The organism is Dysgonomonas sp. ZJ279, assembly GCF_011039205.1.
Lineage (GTDB): Bacteria > Bacteroidota > Bacteroidia > Bacteroidales > Dysgonomonadaceae > Dysgonomonas.
Genome location: NZ_JAAKEL010000026.1, coordinates 19,013 through 39,720, shown reverse-complemented (window position 1 = coordinate 39,720; position 20,708 = coordinate 19,013). Strand labels below are relative to the sequence as shown.

Below are 20,708 nucleotides of genomic sequence, written 5' to 3'. Positions count from 1 at the left end.
CAAGAAGCTGATAAACTAATCAGTCTTCAGGTAGATAGCCAGTCCTATAGCTCAGTTGGTTAGAGCGCTACACTGATAATGTAGAGGTCGGCAGTTCAAATCTGCCTGGGACTACCAGGAGTATGACTAATATGTGATGTAGTTGCTAGGTTTCGACAAAAAAAATAGAATAGGCTGTAAATAATATATTTGCAGCCTATTTTTTTGTATCTTCTTTTTTGCAAATTACTGTTCGTTATTATCTTAAGAGCTGAGACAGTTTGGTTTCTAATTCTTTACCTCTAATATTTTTTGCTATAATACGTCTATCTTTATCGAGTAAAAAATTGGCAGGTATGCTGTTTATTCCAAAGCTTTTAGTCAGTAGGGTGGCATCTTCGTTTGCCCAAGTGCCTGCATAAACATGAGTAAACTGACGGCATTTGTACTTTTCAATACCCTCAATCCATTCTTGCCGAGTGTTATCCAGAGAGATAGCATATACGGATAGTTTATCTTTGTACTTATTGTGTACGTTAAGTATGTTAGGGATTTCTTCTACACAAGGCACACACCATATAGCCCAGAAGTCAATTAATATATAATTTGTTTTTAGATCGGACACAGAGATATAGTTATCCTTGGGGTCTTTCAACTTTAAATTTTGCACTTTAGTTCCTATTGTATATACAGCTACATTATTGGTATAAGGTTTTACAGCATACATGCCAGGAGCTCTTCTTTCTTTTTCCCCGGGTATTGTAATGCCATCGGTCGTTTTATTTTTATCCTTAAAATACGTATAATCTCTAATTTCATCTCTCCGTTTATGCCAGTATTTACTTCTCTCACTTGCCAGAGGTGTCGTTTCTCCCAGAATATAATTTCGTCTAAATCCCTGAATTTGAATATTCTTAGGATACCTTTCCGAGATTATTTGAAGAACACTATCAAAAGTTATTTTCGAAATACCACCATTGCTCCTTGAAAAGCTTAATCTGGATAAAAGACCTTCAATGCTTGCCATATATTTTACCGAATCAAGGTTGCTAATGAGATATGTTTGTGCTAAATATTGCTTTAGAGAATCCCTCTCTTTGACAATTTTGGCAACTGCAATACTATCATCGTAATCAGCAACTTGAAGATCCTCTGTCAACTCTGATAATCTTCTACTCCCTTTTCTCATTTTCAAATCGATTTTTCTGAGTTCTTCTTCAGCAAAAGCTCCTTCAACAGTAGAACCATTTTCATAAAAACCCTCCGATGTTAAATTATTAACCTTGATATTTCTATCTTTTGAATCGACTGTTAGCATAGAGCGGTTCCAAGGCATTGTTATTTCCGAAAATGTAAGCTCGGTCATTGATACTGAATCGTTCATAATCCTGTCTACCAAAACAAATTCAGTCTGTCCCTTTTCTATAAAGCAAGAATCTATAATATTGAATTCATTATCGTATAGGGACATCCAATATACCCATTGTGCCTCCTTATTGATAGATTCATCAATAATAACCGTAAGCGTCCGCACAGATTTTTGATTACAAGAGATGAGTAACAGCAGGAAAAGGAAATAAAAAAAGAATCGGGAATTTTTCATATGGTTTATAGAATAGAGTTTATATTTCAGAATCTTGATATTGTTGGTTTTGAGTCAAATATAATATTAAATAAAAAACTCTTAGCAGCAGATGTATTATATGACTTTCGAATATATTAAATAAAAATACTAATTAGAGACTGTTGCTTAGTTAAGTGTTTTTATCACTTATCCATCTGATTCTCTATCAACAATCTCCAAATTAGTGACTGGTATTTAATCAGTTTTTATTGATATTTGAAAACAGGATTCAAGAATAAAATCTGAACCTTGTAGTTTTTCATTTTCACAAACGAGTAGATAGTTCTCTCCAAATATTTATATAACTGAATATTATTAGTTGTAGTTTGCTCTTTTTATCAATTACTAATGCTCTTTTCTTCTTTATATACTTATCTTAAATATTGCTCGAATTAGAATATATTCTGTATTATTACTCAAATAATTGCTCAATAATTTGTCTGTATCTTGCCACGGAATTTTGAGAAACTTAGGGAACGAAAAAACAGCTGACAATTAGCTAATTGTCAGCTGCTCTTAATTTTATTCCGAGCTAAAATTATAGCTTCCGGATCCGACTTCGAAGACAGCGTAATTATTTTCTATCTTTATAAACTTTACACCCTCAGCCGAGGCTGCTTTCTTTTCGCCTTCTTTTACTTTATCCTTATCGGTGGCGGGAATATAGACAATAGCAGAACTATTGGCAGGAATGGTTATATCCCACTTAAATGTATTTTGCGTTTTATTCCATGAACTCTTGATTAATCCATGAGGTGATTTATAAGATGCTTTTACAAAGTCTAAGCCTTCCACTGTGTATGGTTTCATGCTTATTTGTTTAAAACCAAAGCTACCACAAGCATTTTGAATCCCGGCAAGGTATTCATAATACCAAATAATTAGATCACCTAATAACATTACATGATTTGCAGAATTCATCGCAGGATCGGCTGTATTACCATTCCAAAGTTCCCATATTGTAGTCGCTCCGTTCTCAGCCATATAACCCCAGCTCGGATAGCTTCGGTTAGTTGCTAATTTGTAAGCAAGATCGACACGTCCGTTATCAGACAATCCACGCATTAACCATTGCATCCCGATCAATCCGGTACTTACATGTCCGTTAAATTCATTTTCAGTTTTATCAACAATATTTTTAAATACAGCATCCTCATATTCTTTAGGAACCATCCCATAGCAAAGAGCTAAAAGATTTGCTGTAACGGTATTATTACTATATTGACCGGTTTCTTTATTCAAAAATTTATTATTGAATGCATCTTTCATTAATACAGCTTGCTGTGCAAAATCTTTTGCATCTTCCGGTTTATCCAATATATTGGCAAACTGTTCCATTAGATACATCATTCTATAATAGAAAGTTGTACCCAACACTGCACCTTCTGTTTTGCGTGCAGGATCTTGCGAATGAATTAACTCTTGCGATTCGGGAGGCATACACCAATCACCAAAATTATCTTTAGGCATAATGTTGTCTACCATATAGGTGTCTTTCATATAATCCAACCATTTTTTCATCGAATCGTAATGCTTAACAATAGGCTCTTTATTCCCAAATTGTTCGTAAAGCATATTGGCTATAATAAGGTAGGCAGCAGGCCAGGTCATATCATCAACATATACAGACCAATAGTTGGGAGCGACAGCTGGAAGCGCACCATTCTCAAGTTGAGATTGTTGTATATCATCCAGCCATTTGGAATACAAAAGATTGTTGTCGAATATAAAACTTTCTCCGTGCGAGCCAACCGCACGATCGCCTAACCAACCCATACGTTCATCGCGTTGCGGACAGTCGGTCGGCATCCCGCGATAATTGCCGCGTATACCCCAATAAGAGTTTTTATATATTTGATTAATGGTTTCGTTCGATGTTTCGAATTCTCCTATTGTTTCCATCTCATCATATAGCACTAGGCCTTCGAAATCGTTGATAGTAGGAGTTCCCGGAAATCCAGTTATTTCTACAAAACGAAATCCATGATAAGTAAATGTAGATTGCCATGTTTCTTGTCCATCACCTTTCAGTGTATATTTATCAGTAACTAAAGCTGATCTAAGGTTGTCCATGTAGAGGCTACCGTCATTTTTCAATAATTCGGCAAATCTTAACTGTACTTGTTGTCCTTTATTTCCTTTTACTTTTATACGAAGCCAACCTACCATGTTTTGCCCCATGTCCATAATAAATGTTCCCGGCTTTTGTTCGGTAATAGCAATTGGTTTAACCGTATCCATTACTTGGATGTTCGGATTGAGTTGAGCCTCAACTTTTCCTCCCGGTTCTGTTACAAGTTCAGCTTGTAACCATTTCGAATCATCAAATCCAGATTTATCCCAACCGGGCATTTCCATCAAAGCATTGTATTCCTCACCATCAAATTCACTGTTAGAGCGTATAGGACCATTGGCTGTTACTTTCCACGAATTGTCACTAATAATAGATTCTTTTTCACCGTCAGTATATTCTACTTCGAGCTGAAGAAGCATTTTAGGGAACCCAAAATGCCTGATACCCGGTTCTCTCATTGAGAAATATCGCCCGCCACCTAATACAACACCGATAGCATTATTACCTGAAATAATATCTTTTGTTACATCGAAGGTGTTATATTTAACTACTTTAGAATAATCTGTTGGGGTAGGGGCTAGTACTTGCGTACCAATACGGTTATTGTTTATATAAGCTTCGTAAAATCCTAAGCCCGAAATGTATAAAACTGCTTTTTTAATTTCCTTTTTCGTTTCAAATTCTTTACGGAAATAACGAGCTGCCAAGCGTGTCTTTCCGACTAATACATCACCATCGAAACTTTTGTCAAGTCCTGTCCATTTGGCTTGCCAATCAGAAGAGTTCATCAACCCCATTGTCCACGAAGCAGGTTCGCTCCATTCCGATTCTCCGCGATTGGTTTTTACTTTCACTTTCCAGTAGCATTCAGCTCTGCTTTCCAACTTCTTTCCGGCATACGGAATGTATATTGACTCGTCGGATTTAACAACTTTCGAATCCCATAAATCACCTTCATTAGCATCAAGTTTTTCTAAAGAAGAAGCAACTAATATATGGTAATTAGTTTGCTGTACATCACGACCGGTCGCAGATAATTCCCAACTCAATCTAGGTGAAATACAATCGATTCCTTGAGGATTCGTTTGCATTTCGCACCGAATATTCTGAATTGCTATCTCTGATTTGGTAGTGCAGGACGCAATCAATGCACAAAATAATAATGTGATTAATGTGTAATAAATTCTTTTCATATTATGAATATTAGATTTTCGGTTCTATAACTGAAGATAAACAATGCTAACAATCTTTCGGAACATCCTTCCCGAATGTATATACAACATAAAATTAACAAATTATCTAAACTCAATATTTAACTAATTGAGATAAACAGTTAAATAAATGATTTTTCTATTTCATAAAATAGAGAAATCACTTAGAGTACTTTATGTAGTGGTCAGCTTATATTCTAACAAATGACCGAAATAGAAAACTAGTTTTTAGAAAAAATAGACAGACTGAAAATTGTGGGACGATTGTTAGTATTATTTATTTTTCGCTTTCTCTTTCTGCAATACAAGCTGCTGCCGTGAAAAGAATATCGGTCGAAGAATTCAGTGCAGTCTCTGTTGAATCTTGAATCACACTAATAGTCATACCAACACCTACTACCAGCATTGCAGTATCGGCAGGAATATTGAATAGACTGCATGCAACAGGAATCAATAGAAGAGAACCTCCCGGAACACCCGATGCTCCACAAGCACCTAGAGCCGAAATGATACTCAATAAAATAGCTGTGGAAATATCTATATCGGCACCTAACGTATGTGCTGCTGCAAGGGTAAGAACTGTAATGGTTACTGCTGCGCCTTCCATGTTGATAGTAGCTCCTAAGGGGATAGTAACAGAATAGGTATCCTCATCGAGATCCATTTTCTTTGCCAATGCAAGATTTACAGGCACATTGGCAGCTGAACTACGGGTGAAGAAAGCGGTTATTCCACTTTCTTTGAGGCAAGTAAAAACTAAGGGATAGGGATTTCGCTTTATTTTCCAAAAAACTATGAGTGGATTAACTACCAGAGCGACAAATACCATTGTACCTACTAAAACTAATAATACATGCAGATATTCCAATAGGGTGGCTAAGCCTGTTTCGGCAATCGTAGAGGCTACTAATCCCAGAATGCCTATAGGTGCGAAACGGATTATTATTCTTATTATAAAAATGACAGCATCAGATAAATCAGTGAATATAGATTTAGTGCTTTCTGAGGCTTTTCTAAGAAAGAATCCCAAGCCAATTGCCCAAGCCAATATCCCTATAAAATTTGAACTCATTATTGCATTTATAGGATTATCAACCACTTTGAAGAGTATGTCTTTTAGGACTTCTAATATACCGGACGGTGGTTGCAAATCAATTATGTCTTGGCTCTTAAATGTAAGCGAAGAAGGAAATAAAAAGCTGGTAGCTACTGCAGTTAAAGCCGCAAGGAAAGTTCCGAGTAAATAGAGGAACAAAACAGATTTTATATTTGTTTTTTGTTCGCTTTTATGATTGGTAATGGAAGATATAATAAGTAGAAAAACCAGAATAGGTGCTGCCGCTTTTAATGCCGAAAGAAATAGATCACCTAAAATCCCGGCAGATATGGCAACGTCGGGAAAGAAAATTCCCAATAATATACCGAAAAACAGACCTATTGATATTTGAAGAACGAGGTTTCCCTTGAAAATAAAATTCTTAATACTCATAAAAGAATGATAATAGTGTAATTATGATATATAACTGGTCGAATAAATTGCTTAAAGTTACAAGAAAAAATGGATATGGCTTCATTGTGTTATTAAAAAGAAAGTGTATATTGAACCGGAATATATTTTAGACTATTATCAATCTATTATCAATCATGTGGCTCGAAGATTATCATCGTTTGGAAGATATAACAAATAATAATTTGTATCTAGTATTGATCCTGAAAAACTTAGATGCTAATAAGATTTAAAGGAATATATGTACATACTTTATTTTACTTATCTTTGATGCAATTTTAATAAACATAATTTTACTTTCTTTATCAATTGAGTGCAAGAAGATATTTATTGTTTTATTGCATTGACTGTGAGAAAGAAAGATAGAAAAAATAACGAAGTCTTATAACTTACCTAATTATACAAAATACGTGATCTTAATAGCAGAAAGTGGATCTACAAAAACAGAATGGTGTCTGGTCGATAGGAATGGCATAGTAGAGCATTTCTTATCGGATGGTATTAATCCCTTTTTTCAAAGCAGGAAAGAAATTAGTCGGTTAATTCGCTTACAAGTACCTCCTGTTTTCTTTAAGACTAAATTCAGCACCATTTACTTCTATGGTGCGGGTTGTTCTTCTCTCGAAAAAAAGAATCAGGTTAAGGCATCATTAGAAGCCCAATTTAAGACTCCGGCTGTAATAGAAAGTGACTTATTAGGTTCGGCTCGATCTTTGTTTCAGGATAAGTCGGGCATTGCTTGTATTTTGGGTACAGGCTCTAACTCCTGTTTTTATGATGGCGAATCTATCATTAAGAATGTAAGATCGTTAGGCTATATATTAGGAGACGAAGGTAGTGGTGCTTCTTTAGGGAAAGCTTTTTTGTCAGACTGCCTGAAAGGGCTTGCTCCGGATGCATTGGCCGAATTATTCTATAAAAAATATAAAATAGATCCCGAAGAGATTCTGAATTATATCTATGAGAAACCTTTTCCAAACAGGTTGCTGTCTGTATTGTCTTTCTTCTTGTACGAACATCTTGATGAGCCTTATGTAAAAGGGCTTGTTTATAAAAGTCTGCGCTCGTTTTTCGAACGTAATATATTGCAATATAAATACACAGAATATCCTGTACGCTTTGTTGGAACCATTGCCAATATGTACTCTCCCATATTGAGAGAGATTGCTAAAGACATAGGAATCTGTATTGATGTGATAATTGAAAACCCGCTTCAAGGGTTAATTACTTATCACAGAGAACATGGTCAGTTGTAGATAATTGTTGTAAGATTAGTTCTCGAACATAAATGTAAGAATATTCTTCATCAGGTTTTCCTTTTCAATTTCGTCTTTAATTGCTTCGAACGGGAAGCCGATAACACAGGTCTTATAATCTCCTTGAGATGCTATTCCTGCACTTAAGTTATTTTCCGAATATCTGAATATAGTATAACTATTATCTCCTACAGGTTCTAATGCATCGGGTGATTCTACTGCGTATGATATTGAATTCGGTTTAGTATAGAATTCATAATTCCCCGAAATCATAGGAAATGGAGATGCTACACTTTTCACCTTGCCTGTAACTGCTGCTCTATCTACGCGCCATTTGCATTTCAATACATTATTTGCAAAATCCTGATCTTCTTTTTGTGGCGATTCTGTATCCCAAAGATCTGAGGCAACGAATGCTCCACTGATAAAGATATTTCCACCTTGATTGCAGTATGCTGTAATCTTTTGTTGTAACTCTTTCGGAAAGGTTTTAAATTTAGCAGGATGTACACCTCTTCCTATTTTAGTTTGCTTTTGTTTTCCTAAAATAAGATCTAGCAGTTTATATTTATTAAGATCTATTTGTCCGTTAGATATGGCTTGTACACTGCAAGAAATAAAAGAGTAATTAGATTTCACAATAGCTTTTCCGTGTATAGCCGGATAATCGAACGTATTTCCTGCAACCACAGTCGTTTCATAATTGGCATTACTCGCTCCGAATCCTGCCGCATCGTCATCCATCCATGGAATTTTGCGTCTGAATTCGTATTGACTTCCTATATAGTTGTACTCTACCTTATCGGATACACCATGGTCTATGAAGTCTACAAAACCGCCGATACTATCCGTTGTAACAAAACTGAAAGGTGCAGATAGACGATCGAATCCATTTACTACTAGGACTATTCCTTTCTCATCCGATTTGCGGCAAACCGAAAGTATTTCGGAAGGGAAGCTCTCTCCTCCTTTATTTAAAGCAGCTATTTTGAAACTATAGATTTTATCTTTCTCAATGTTTAATGTTGTTTTAGCACTATTAACGACTTGTCCGTTATCAAAATCTCCATTGTCAATTCGGGTATAAACTATGTATCTGTCAGGTTTAGCCGTTGGTTCTGAAACATCTTCAACCGGAGTCCACTTCAATTCTACATTTGTTTCTCCCGTGAATTCGGCACTAAACGATTTTACAGGTAAAGGTTGCACTACATAATCTGTTCTATACTGTTGTGCTACGAATTTAAGCATTCCTTTGTATATTGATCTGCTGACAGTGAATCTGAAACGAGGATCTAGCCCATAGCGCATATCTGCAAAATTCTGATGGGATAGGAGTTCCAATAGCATAGTCGGTACATTCGGTGTTCGCGCCTCGCTATAAGAACGGTTCCATATATGGCGACGTGTCCAGTTCGGTTCATAATCTCGGCGAATATCTTTAACAACCTCGTCCATTATCATATCAGTAAGGTCGCGGGAAGTCCATCGTGTTTTTCCGTTCTCAAACTTTTCATCGTTTGTATGCGTCATGCAAATACCTAATGTACCTATAATGGAGTCATTGAAAGTAGTACCTGCATCGGTGTGAAATGCCATAGCCAAATCGACTGGTATACCCAGCCCTTCGGCTTTGGGCAGTACCGAAGAACCTCCTGCTATGTAATTTACCCAAAAGCCCCTGCTTTGGTAATCGTCTGTATAATCGTTTTTGCCCTCACTTTTGTTATATATACTGTCGGGAGCACCTGCCCATTGCAGCCAATATCTTGCCCCTTCTGTATATCGAGGGTAGCTACTAATTTCGGGTTGATAATCTATCTTAGGTAATTTTTTTGCATTCGTATTCTCTTCTATTGATTCCGAGCTTTTTGTATTGTCGGGCACAATTCCGCTAGGGTGGGGTAGTCGCGCTATATTTCCCATTCCTCCCCCTACTTTAATAGCATCTGATGTAACGATACGTCCGGCTTTTTGGCTTTTGTTAGATAGTGTTATTTTACAGGCTTCATTTACGCCTTTATCGAAAGTAAAGAAACCTAAGAATATCCATGTTCCACCGCCCATCTTCTGGTTTATCTTGAAATCCGTTTGCCCTCCTGCATGATAAATAGTATAAAGAGCATCGTCAGTACTGTTATCCAAAGTTTTATAAGAGATATAAACACCATATTGTCCTTTTTCCGGTATGTCTGGTATCCATTCACTAATGCTTTCATTTCCTTTATTCACCGTTTTAGTTTGTCGGTAGCTACCCATTTTAAACGGATTCTCACCATCAAGGTAAAATTCTTTAGTATGGGCGAACCCAGAGGAAGAACCTTTCTCCCAATTTTCTTTTCCCGATTTTTCCCGATAAATGGAATTATCAGTATTTCTGTCATTATCGACAATTACCTCGTGCTTTTGGATATCACGTTCGCGTGGAACGAGAACATTGGCACCTGCATTTTCCAGCATGGGAACAAGATAAGGCAATACATAACTTTGTGTGTAAAGATCTTCTACCGTTTGGAAAATACGCGCTCTTTGCCACTCCCATCTAGCTAGTTTTTGTTCGTAATACCAGCCATGACTTTGCCATATAGCCAGATGACGATTTTGTAAACCTTTATCGAGAGTATAAATTTTTGATATATTAGTGATTAAAGGTTTATCCGATTTATTGCTGAATACATCTTTTTTGTCTCTGTTGGATGGAACAAGTTCTTCAATCTTTTGGGTATCAGTAATGAGCTCCATTTTGTATTTCGCGAATTCAGCAGGAAGTATATTTCTTATATCTGAATATATTTTATCTACATCATGTTTCCGAAAGGGAATATAGGATAGATTGATTCCGGCAAAGAGTTTTATTGTTTTATTTTGTACAATAACGGAATCGATATTCACCTTATGTACTCTTACATCTTTGTTAGCAATATTAGTGAGATATAAACCTATTTCAGCTCGGGTTTCGTCAGAAATATTCTGTGCTTTAGTTTCATGTATATTAAAAAATGAAATCAAAAAGCATAATGATAATAGGGTAATAATTGTTCTCATTTTATATTTTTTATCAAAGGTGATTCTTTTGCAGATAATTTATTTTACAGACGTTCGAAGGAATATCCTTTCTTTTTTAGTTTCAATATTATTTCATCCAAGCGAAGATATAATTTGTCTGTTCTTGTTGGATGCGTTCCCGGATGAATAAGTACAATACTGCCGTTAAGCCCATTCTCTTTTTCAAAAACGAATAACTGATCGATAAGTTCTTCCGACGATCTGTAATTTTTCATATCGGGCGTTGTATAATCAGCAGCAGTTTTAATACAGGGTGTGAAATTAATAACAGTTTGCCCTTGCGATTCTATCCATCTTACATTTTCTTTATTGTACCATTCGTAGGGCGGCAGAAAATAAACGCTTTTATCAATGTCTATACTAAATTTGGATAATTCTTTCAAATTTTGATTCAAGTCGTTTATTAGGCTGTCTTTGGTAACGAGCGAATTTTGACGATCATCCCATGGGGCATAGAGTAAATGTTTATCGGAATGTCCACCTACATAATGCCCACTGTTAATAATTTTTTTGATAATCTGTTCATGCTCTTTCATCCGTAGATAATTTCCTGTGAAAAAAAAAGAAGCTTTAATCTTATTCTTATCCAGTGTTTTAAGGATTGATGGTGCTCCTTCGAATGCTGAATCCGCAGAGAATATCAAATGAATTACTTTACGATCGGTGCCAATTTGTACCGTAGCTCCCTGACTATCTTTTACATTATTCTTTTTTTGATCTTTACCTATTTTTTCCATGGTCGACAAATAGAAACTAAGGCTTGCTGTTCCATCCATTGTTGGTTCGTTAGACGAATAATCTCCCGGATCGTCGTGGTAGACAGCAGGTCCGAATTGGAATGGTGCATACGAATCTTCGTATCTCAGATGTATGCCTCTTAGGTTCTCATATATCGATTTGTAAATTGGTCCGTCGACCAATCCTCCATAAGGAATGTCGTGTAATAATTCGGAAACAAAAGAATGAGGTTTCGATGGATAATCGCCACCTTCAGGAAAACCGCATATCATAGCCGTCCCCCAAGGATTGCAACCGAATAGCCAATCTCTGAGTGCTGCCTCCATTTCCAGATAGGTGTCATCACCCGATGTTTCATTATAAAGTCGGGCATGAGTTACTGCTGCTGCAACCAGATTGTTTGAACACCAAATAAAAGGTATTCCGAAAAGAAATGGGTCGTCGTTTTCATTAGCTCGTTTTAGCAGGCAGTTCAAGCCGTTGCCCATATACTTTGAATATTTGTCTTTGATATTCTTGTCGTTCGATTGAGATAGATAATAATGTCCTAAATTGACAAATGGATAAAACTGATAATGGCGGGCTCTACCCAATTCCATCCATGGAGTAATTTCTTCCAGTTGCCCCCAGTAGTCGGCTTTCTTAAGCCAAGATTCGTCATTTGTCAGATTGTATTTAACTGCTGCTGCAAGTTCTATATCGTCTACATAATTATCTTCTTCATAAAAATATGGAGACTTCAAACATGCGGTTTGTGTATTCCCTATCACTATCTCTGCAAAACTATAAGCAGGCTGAGCTTTATTTTTTAGGGCAGAAGCAAAAGTGGGGTCTATATCTTTAAATATATCTGCTCCTAGAGCGAAAGCAGAAGCAAACTTTCCGGCACTGGACGAAACGCCTGTTGTACGGTTTTTATATTGTCCTAATCCTTGTGGATTTCCTGTAATGAAATATACAGGGCGTCCTGTTCCTTCACCCCAACCATAATCTACATGGTCTTTAGATGGTAAACGCATGCTGGCGTGATCTCTGTCGTCTGCTATTTGATTAAACATTATAGCCGAATCAGGATTCATTTTTATCATCCATTCCAACCCCCAGCGTATTTCGTCCAGGATGTCGGGAATGCCATTTTGCCCTTCTTTGCCTAATGCATTATATTTGTCTTTAAATATAGTTTTGTCGGGAGTCTTTTGCCAAGCGAACAGCATTTGGAATGTTGCATTAGCCGATGTTGGTAAGTATTGTAAATAATCGGAAGCGTCGTGCCATCCGCCGCGAACATCAATGGCTTCGCCTGTGCGGGTAGGATGATCTACAATAAAGCCATCGTGTTGATGACATTCTGCATCCAGATAAGGATTGTATCCACAACGTTGCTGACGCATGTAGTTGAGGAGGAAATCTGCAGCTCCATCATATACGTTTGTATTAATTTTGAATACTGGTGATTTTACACCATCACATTCTATATAGTATTCTCCATCAGTATTTAGTTGAGAGAAGTTGAGGCGTAATGCTTTCTGCATGCTCCATCGTTTTGCATTGGCAGCAATACCTTCTCCTTTGAAAACTGAGATATTAGATTTTACATCTTTTACCTCAAAATAAGTAATGTTATTTTTTTCTTGGGATATAAAAACAGCAACCTTAATACTTTGCGGTAAATATCCTAACTGATTGATTCTTATCCATGAAGTGGATTGTCCCTGCATTACTATAAAGCCCATAAGGGCAATACATAAAGTAAGTAAACGATTTGGTTTCATTTTTTAGGATATTAGTAATGATAAATTAAGGTTATTCTTCAAGTAAAAGTATAATATTCGTAGATCATTAGTAAGAAAAATAAAGAGGCATCTAATTATTTAAGATGCCTCTTTATCCATCTTTGGTGTATGTTACCAACCCGGCGTTTGGGTCAAAGTGTAACCTTTAGCTTTGTACAAATCAATTTGGTTTTTACCAATAGGAGCTAAATAAACTCTATCGGTAAACGGGTCTCTGTTTGCAACATTTTCGGGTAAGTAATACCCCACCATGTCTGCTTGATTCGTACCATTGAATACAACAATTGTTCCGTCTTCTTTTTGCACTTGTGTTACATTGATTTTTGTTTCGGTAAGTAGAATTGGTATCTCGTTCGGAATATCAACCCATATACTTCTCAGCAAATCAGGATTCGTAACACCATCCATATAATTTATTTTTTTCCAGCGTTTGATATCTAACAGTCGAGATTGTTCGGCATACAATTCCATTCTACGTTCGCGACGAATCTCCCATATCAAAGCCGGTACATTTGCATCTCGGCTCGGATCATTCGGCAAATTACCTAAATTCATAGGAACAGTTTTTGTAACTCCTTTATCGATTGCTTCAGGCGCTAGTTCTCTATTTCGTATAGCGTTTATCGATCTTTCGATATCGCCTTGTGATACTGCAGATCCACCTAAAGTAGCTAATTCTGCTTTGGCTTCAATCCAATTGAGAAGTATTTCTGCATAACGGATTATAGGTGCATCGTTGGTATTTGTTTGACTGGTGTATTTGGGTGGATAATCTCCCTTGTCAGCATAAGTCGGGCCAACTCTATCTATGAACTTAACAGTATATAGTAAGCCTGCTGCTTGCTCTCTCGGTTGATCCCAGAAAGTAGCTTCGAATCGGGGATCACGGCTTTTCTGTAAATCTGATATGCTAAAAGATTTCGCATTGGCCACTGTAGAATTCTGCCAAGGCTTGCCATCACTACAAATGAATGATTTCACAAGACTTAGGTTTGCCGAGAAAGCTTGGTTTTCAGTTAAGTTATTGTATGAGGCAATAGCATGAGTAACACCCAAAGCTGCATCGTAAGTTCTATAAAGAATGCATTCTTTATTTTTGCTTAAGTCTTCAGATCCAAAAAGACTACGGAAATCGCCATCAATTTCATATTTACTGCCCATGATCAACTCTGATGCTTTAACCGAGAAATCCAGGAATTTTTTAGCTCTCGCATTATCTCCCTTTTGGTATTTCTGCCATGTACCTTCGAATAGCATCCAACGCGAAATAAAGGCAGCTGCAATATCCTTATTTACATATTGATTACCATCGCTGGCACGGATGTTATCTAAAACATATTCAAAATCGGTATAGATAGCGTCCATAACATCATTGCGGGCAGTTCTATCCTGATATAGGATATCATTATCGATTGTAGTTACTAATCTATCCATATAGGGAACATCACCGAATACACTTACTAGTCTGCAATAATCTAAGGCTCGGAAAAAACGTGCCACAGCTGTCCAGTGGTTGTATGCTTCAGTTGTAAGTATACCCGTCATTCTTGTATCCATCCGGTTTAGCATGACATTAGATTTGCGAATCCATCCGAAATACCACGTCGGACCATTGTATTCACTTAGCCACGCAGGGGCACTACCGCTACTAGAAGTTTCTCCTGTCGTATTGTTATTACTACCTCTGGTGTTTGGAACACTTATTTCAAATAAAGCTTGTCTGTTGGAATTGACAACATCATCGTTAAATGTAAGACCTCTTATCGGTGTATAATCTGCGACAAAACCGGTATTGTAGCCAGGGAAGAATTGAGCATAATATTCATTGGCATACAAACGCAGATTGTCTTCGCTTGTCCAATATGTGTCGTCGTCCGGATTAGCTAGTTGCGGACGATCCAGAACATCATCATTGCAGCCAGTCATTACCAATATTGTTGATAAGACTATTATTGATGCTGTATTTTTTATAATTTCTATTGTATTCATAATTCTTGCTTTAAAAAGTTAACTGAACGCCAAAAGATAAACTCTTGAACATCGGAGTTCCCACACCTGTACGACCCGAGTTGTAGTTACTCTCATTGAACATAGAGAAACCGGATACTACTTCGGGATCGATTGGTAAACCTCTCAAATTATCGAAAGTGAAAAAGTTTTCGATAGACATATATATACGTGCGTTTCTTAAATATGCTTTCTTTATTAATTCAGGAGAAAGAGTGTAGCCAACTGTGATGTTCTTAATCCTTAAGTAGGCCATATCTAACAAATAGCGGGACTGTACCTGCATATTATTAAGATTTATAGCACTTGCGGCCATATTATAAGGGCGCGGATAGAAAGCATCTGTGCGGTCTTCTTTCCAGAAATCACCTGCAATAGTCTGAGGCATTGCTCCATCACCAGCATTGTAACCTGGAATAGCTAAAAGCCCGTTACCCCATATCTGGCGTTTGCCAACTCCTTGGAAAAATATAGAGAAATCGATACCTTTATAGTCTGCACCTAAACGGAAACCATATTCGTATCGAGGTGTCGTATTACCAATTACTTCAAGGTCACCACTGTCGCCTACAACTCCGCTACCGTCATCAATTTTTCCATCTCCATTTAGATCTACAAATTTCACATCTCCGGGGCCAAAAACGAAATTGCTCGAGTTTTGTAGGTAAACCTGATTAGGATTACCTTCTTTTAATTGCCATACTTCTTTTCCATCTACAGTTACACGATTGAAATCACTTTCCTGATATAGACGGTCTGTTCTGTATCCATAGATATCTCCCCAACGTTTTCCTTTATAATTAGCATAATAATCTTTTACATTCTTGGTTGCTTCGTCAGGATAGTCAGTGATCATTGATGTAGCATCGGATAAAGTTGCTAAGAAATTAATTCCAATTCCATTGCTGAATCTATGGTTGAAATCTACAGCAATCTCCCAACCGCGTGTTCTCAACTCTCCATAGTTACCTCTAGGAACAGGACCTCCAAATGTATAAGGAAGATCGATGCCTTGAGTAATCATACTTTTAGTTGTACGTTGATACCAATCGTAAGTTATACCTAACTTATCTTTAAATAAACGAAGATCGAAACCTAGATTTAGGTTTTCAATATCTTGCCATGTTATATTTGCATCAGCTGCAAGAGGTGTGGAATATCCTTGTACTTTATTTGCTCCGTTGATCCATTGATAAGCCGGTGATGCCCAACTTGTAAATGAATTCATAAGAGGAACATATAAGTTATTAGGGACAGATTGGTCTCCAATACTACCCCAAGAACCTCTCAATTTGAGGAAGCTTAGGGTTGGATTTAATTCTTCCATAAATGATTCATTCGTTACTATCCAGCCTGCAGAGAATGATGGGAACCATCTCCATTTCAGGTCATTCGGAAATTTCGATGAACCATCGTATCTCAAGTTTCCTTCTAATAAGTATTTGCCCATTAGCATATAGTTTATACGGCCAAAATATCCTAGTTGAGACTCCCACAATGTTTTACCACCAGCTGTTTGAGTTCCGTTAGCTAAAGTGAACTGAGGGTTAGTTATATCGAATAAATCTGTCTTTTGTGACCAATTAGATACATTTTTAGACTTAACCCAGTTCAAACCGGCCATAAATTTGAAATTATGATCATCGTTCAATTTCAGATTATATGTTGTGAACACGTTCGATGTCGATTGTCTGTAATTTTCAGCTTCGCGATAGATATGATCCGGATTTGCACCTCTTCCGGTATAGGTTACATAAGGTAATTCGTATGCCGGCATAGCATCAGCACTGCCTTCAGGAACAATATTACCTTCATTGTTTACATATATACGGTTGCCATTTTCGTCATTTCTGGCCACAGCACCACCCCATGAGTTTCTGGCTGTAAATCGGGTACCCGGTTTGTTCCATGACATATCTTGGTTGGCAAAGGTATAATCGGCATCCAGTGTCCAGTCTTTAGATAGAGTGATTGTAGCGCCAATATTTATATTGGTATAACCATATGATTGTTCTGCTGTGTTCGAGTTTTCCAATTCGAAAGCAGCACTCCTAATCGGGTCTCCGTTTTCTGTTCCAAAAGGAGATAAAGGTCCCCATCTATAAACATAATACCATGCATCTGCAGTAGTTGAATTAGTAGCATAAGGATAGCGTTTTCTACGATCAGAATAAAGCACACCGCCTCGTACAGTCACGTACTTATTAATTTTCGAACTCAATCTTATGGTTGCGTTATAGCGTGTGAAATCATCTTTGTCAGCAGGCTTCATCATTCCACTTTGGTTAAGATAGCCTAATCCGATATTGTAAGAAACTGATCCGCTTTTGCCATTTAAAGATAGATTGTGAGCTTGAGCGGGAGTCCACTCTTCGATCATATAGTCGTATGAATCATATAATCGTACACCCATTTTGGATGCACCATCCATATACCAGTCTCTTCCGTATACCATAGGGTCGTTAGCACCTACTTTTCCACTGTATTTTTCTATCCATTGTTTCGATCTTTCAAAACTTGTGCGGTCGGCTAGCCAAAAAGCTCCTGATTTTGTATTACCAATTCTTTCAGCTGCCAGAACAGAGTATTCAACAGCATCTATGCCGCCCATGTTGATATTTTTCGATGTCTTCTGCCACGAAATATTATTTGAATATTCAACTACCACACTTTCTTCTTTAGCACCTTGTTTTGTGGTAATCAATATAACTCCGAATGCACCTTTAGCTCCGTATATGGAGGTAGAGGCAGCATCTTTAAGTACAGAAATAGATGCTATATCGTTGGCATTTATCATTTGTATACTTGGTATTTCGACGTTGTCGACCAAGATAAGAGGAGCAGAACCACCTGTAAGTGAACCTACTTGTCCACGGATTTTCATCACAGGATCGGAACCTACTTCACCATTCGGTATTGTAACGCTAAGTCCCGGTACAGCACCTTGCAAGCCACGACCTACATCGGGGATAGGCCGGCTGTCGAGAGTCTTACCTACATCTACCGATGTAACAGCTCCTGTCAGATTTTCTTTCTTTTGTACACCGAATCCCACGACTACAACCTCTTGCATGAGTTGGGAGTCTTCTTTCATTACGATATCTATAGTTTTTCTGCTTCCTACTGCAATCGATTGTGGGTGAAACCCGACATACGAGAAGACAAGAGTCGCATCGGGCGTTGTATTGATAGTATATTTTCCATCTATGTCGGTAATAGTACCTTGTGTTGTTCCTCTAGCTACAACACTAACCCCAATGAGGGCTTCTCCTTTTTCGTCTATAATTTTTCCTTGTACTGTAACTTTAGCTTGTTGTTGCTCCATTACATTGCTGTTCAGATGAGGTTTTGCACTGGCATAACCACTACCTATGAACGAACATATCAGCCCGAAAGCGAATACACAAAGAACTTTCTTTGGCAGTGTTTTTCTGCATTTCCTAGGAATGTTCATAATACTTGGTTTATTCGTTGATATTGTTTTAATATAAAATTGAAATACATAAGGTTATTAAGAAGGTTGAAGTTTTCCATAGGCAGATTGTATCTATATTCTACAAAATGAGTTGTTTATAATAATTGTTGTTTTTATTCAAGGTTTACTAATATTCCTACATGCCCTTCAGCCGATGTAAATAAGCACTCTTTGTTGTTTAAAGGCACTACAGTATTTATAAGTGAGTTACCTATCTTGTGTTTCCATAAAAGATTTCCGTCTTTTGCTTCCAAAGCGAAAATCAATCCATTTTTAGTACTTCCGAAGACTACTCCGTCTTTCTCGACAGGCATAGATGGCGCATGGTCGTAACCATAGCCTACATTCGTCGCCCAAATTCGTTCTGGTACATTTGCTATTGCTGAATAGCATACGACACTGTCCTGCATCGTTTTGCTATATAGTTGCGTTTTGTCGGCTGATAGACCAATAGTTTCGCGTACCATCGACTCTTTTGTTCGCCAGATTGTTTGTCCTGTTTCAGCATCTAATGCCGTCATAACCCGATCGGGTGCTGTAAAGAATATTTTTCCGTGTGCTGCTACAGGCCATACAGCAGCAGGCGAAAAATGCATACGGGTAAGATCGCCATTCCATGTCCATAAGAGCTCACCGGTTCGTTTGTTCAGGGCATACAGATTGTTATCCCAAGCACCGAAAATTACTTTATCTTTATAGATAAGAGGTTTTGTTTCGATATAACCTTTTACATGGGCGTATTCCCATACTAATTTGCCTGATTTAATATCTATTGCTCTAAATGTTTGATCACTTGCGCCTATGTAGGCAATTCCATTTTCGATAGTAACAGCACCTAATACGGCTTCTTGCGTTGGATATTTCCATATCTGTTTGCCCGTTTCAGAGTCTATACCATAAATGTTTTTATCTGCTGATCCAAATATAACGATACCTTCCTCGACTGCTGGTGTACCGACAATTCTATTATTCGATTTGAAAGTCCAGTTTATCAAACCATCTGATAGTGAAAGACAAGTTAATAAACCTGTGTCGTCACCTACGTATATTTTGTTATTATAGATAACAGGTGATGAATAGATCGTACCACCTATTCTGGTTATCCATTTTTCTTTAATCTTAGGATAGATATGATTTACAGAGTCAGACGGACGTTTATAGTTTGAATTATCTTCTGTGTAGTATTTTTCGGTAAGTGAATAACCTCCCCATTTTTTAGGATTTTGTCCTATTTTATGTTCATATACAGAGATCGAATCTTTATTTACTTCGTAAAGTGAATAGCCTCCTTTATTATCTGTCTTGTCTCTTAGGTTAGAGCGATTGATAATTCCTGGAATGCCATCGTAAGAGAATAGTAAATTGCGGTGATAGTGACCTCCTAATACAGCTTTTATGTTGTATTTCCTAGCTAAATCTGTTACTTCGTACCAATTATCGACATCTCCGTCCTGAAGAGGGTAATGTGTAACTAAAATAAAAGGTGTTCCTTGTTTTGCTGATGAAAATTCTTTCTCTAACCATGTTATATCCTGAGGAGCTACATGCCCATCCATCATACGTATTATAGGTCCGGTATTAAATCCTAAAAAGGTATATCCATTGTATTCGAATTTAAATCTGTCGCCGTTAAATATATGTCCAAAATCTGTAGAGCCCGATTCACTCCATTTGGTTTCGTGGTTTCCGGAGATAGCATAATATTTTACTTTGAGTCGATCTAAAAGAAGCTTTACTTTGTTTAATGATTCCCGGTCACCTTCTTCTGTCAGATCTCCGGTTACAAGAACAAAACTTAAGTTAGGAGTGTTGTTAATCTGGTCTATCGTTTTTTTGAGGTCATTGTAGGCAAGGGAATCTTTTGTTACGTGGATGTCTGTAACAAGAGCAAATTTAAAATCCTGTGCCTGTACTGATATTGCAAGTAATAATAGTGTTGATAAATATAAAATAGTGTTTTTCATATGGATGATTGTTT

9 protein-coding genes and 1 tRNA gene are annotated in these 20,708 nt (G+C 37.2%); 2 read left to right on the top strand and 8 right to left on the bottom strand.

Annotated features, from left to right (window positions below):
• Positions 1–40 precede the first annotated feature (40 nt).
• Positions 41–117 (top strand) — tRNA-Ile (locus G7Y57_RS16210).
• A 121-nt stretch (positions 118–238) separates the two neighbouring features.
• Here the strand turns inward: G7Y57_RS16210 and G7Y57_RS16205 are convergent.
• From G7Y57_RS16205 to sstT, 3 genes are all read right to left on the bottom strand, one after another.
• A complete protein-coding gene (locus tag G7Y57_RS16205; RefSeq protein ID WP_165026590.1) occupies positions 239–1,582 on the bottom strand; it encodes a TlpA family protein disulfide reductase in 1,344 nt (447 codons plus the stop codon).
• A gap of 543 nt (positions 1,583–2,125) precedes the next feature.
• Positions 2,126–4,870: a glycoside hydrolase family 78 protein gene (locus G7Y57_RS16200; protein ID WP_165026588.1), complete on the bottom strand. Its 2,745-nt coding sequence runs from the start codon at positions 4,868–4,870 to the stop codon at positions 2,126–2,128.
• Positions 4,871–5,165: 295 nt separating this feature from the next.
• A complete protein-coding gene (sstT, locus tag G7Y57_RS16195) occupies positions 5,166–6,377 on the bottom strand; it encodes a serine/threonine transporter SstT (protein WP_165026586.1) in 1,212 nt (403 codons plus the stop codon).
• A 428-nt stretch (positions 6,378–6,805) separates the two neighbouring features.
• Between sstT and G7Y57_RS16190 the strand changes: the two genes are divergently transcribed.
• Positions 6,806–7,651 (top strand): hypothetical protein, encoded by an 846-nt coding sequence (locus tag G7Y57_RS16190; protein ID WP_165026584.1) that lies wholly within the window; start codon positions 6,806–6,808, stop codon positions 7,649–7,651.
• Between the two features lie 15 nt (positions 7,652–7,666).
• Here the strand turns inward: G7Y57_RS16190 and G7Y57_RS16185 are convergent, their stop codons facing one another.
• The 5 genes from G7Y57_RS16185 to G7Y57_RS16165 all read right to left on the bottom strand — a co-directional run bounded on the left by G7Y57_RS16185 (position 7,667) and on the right by G7Y57_RS16165 (position 20,694).
• Positions 7,667–10,696 carry a xanthan lyase gene (locus tag G7Y57_RS16185; protein ID WP_165026582.1) on the bottom strand — a complete coding sequence of 1,010 codons (3,030 nt, stop codon included), beginning with the start codon at positions 10,694–10,696 and terminating at the stop codon, positions 7,667–7,669.
• Between the two features lie 44 nt (positions 10,697–10,740).
• Positions 10,741–13,227, bottom strand: a complete 2,487-nt coding sequence (locus G7Y57_RS16180; protein ID WP_165026580.1) for a glycoside hydrolase family 9 protein — start codon at positions 13,225–13,227, stop codon at positions 10,741–10,743.
• A 132-nt stretch (positions 13,228–13,359) separates the two neighbouring features.
• A complete protein-coding gene (locus G7Y57_RS16175) occupies positions 13,360–15,237 on the bottom strand; it encodes a RagB/SusD family nutrient uptake outer membrane protein (RefSeq protein ID WP_165026578.1) in 1,878 nt (625 codons plus the stop codon).
• A 10-nt stretch (positions 15,238–15,247) separates the two neighbouring features.
• Positions 15,248–18,709, bottom strand: coding sequence for a SusC/RagA family TonB-linked outer membrane protein (locus G7Y57_RS16170; RefSeq protein ID WP_185153948.1), 3,462 nt, complete (start codon positions 18,707–18,709; stop codon positions 15,248–15,250).
• A gap of 134 nt (positions 18,710–18,843) precedes the next feature.
• Entirely contained in the window at positions 18,844–20,694 is a 1,851-nt protein-coding gene (locus tag G7Y57_RS16165; protein WP_165026576.1) for a PQQ-binding-like beta-propeller repeat protein, read from the bottom strand.
• Between the last annotated feature and the right edge of the window lie 14 nt (positions 20,695–20,708).

Coding starts and splice junctions, on each gene's coding strand:
- G7Y57_RS16170 (WP_185153948.1), bottom strand. CDS start 18,709: ATGAACATTCCTAGGAAATGCAGAAAAACACTGCCAAAGAAAGTTCTT.
- G7Y57_RS16165 (WP_165026576.1), bottom strand. CDS start 20,694: ATGAAAAACACTATTTTATATTTATCAACACTATTATTACTTGCAATA.
- G7Y57_RS16205 (WP_165026590.1), bottom strand. CDS start 1,582: ATGAAAAATTCCCGATTCTTTTTTTATTTCCTTTTCCTGCTGTTACTC.
- G7Y57_RS16185 (WP_165026582.1), bottom strand. CDS start 10,696: ATGAGAACAATTATTACCCTATTATCATTATGCTTTTTGATTTCATTT.
- G7Y57_RS16180 (WP_165026580.1), bottom strand. CDS start 13,227: ATGAAACCAAATCGTTTACTTACTTTATGTATTGCCCTTATGGGCTTT.
- G7Y57_RS16200 (WP_165026588.1), bottom strand. CDS start 4,870: ATGAAAAGAATTTATTACACATTAATCACATTATTATTTTGTGCATTG.
- sstT (WP_165026586.1), bottom strand. CDS start 6,377: ATGAGTATTAAGAATTTTATTTTCAAGGGAAACCTCGTTCTTCAAATA.
- G7Y57_RS16175 (WP_165026578.1), bottom strand. CDS start 15,237: ATGAATACAATAGAAATTATAAAAAATACAGCATCAATAATAGTCTTA.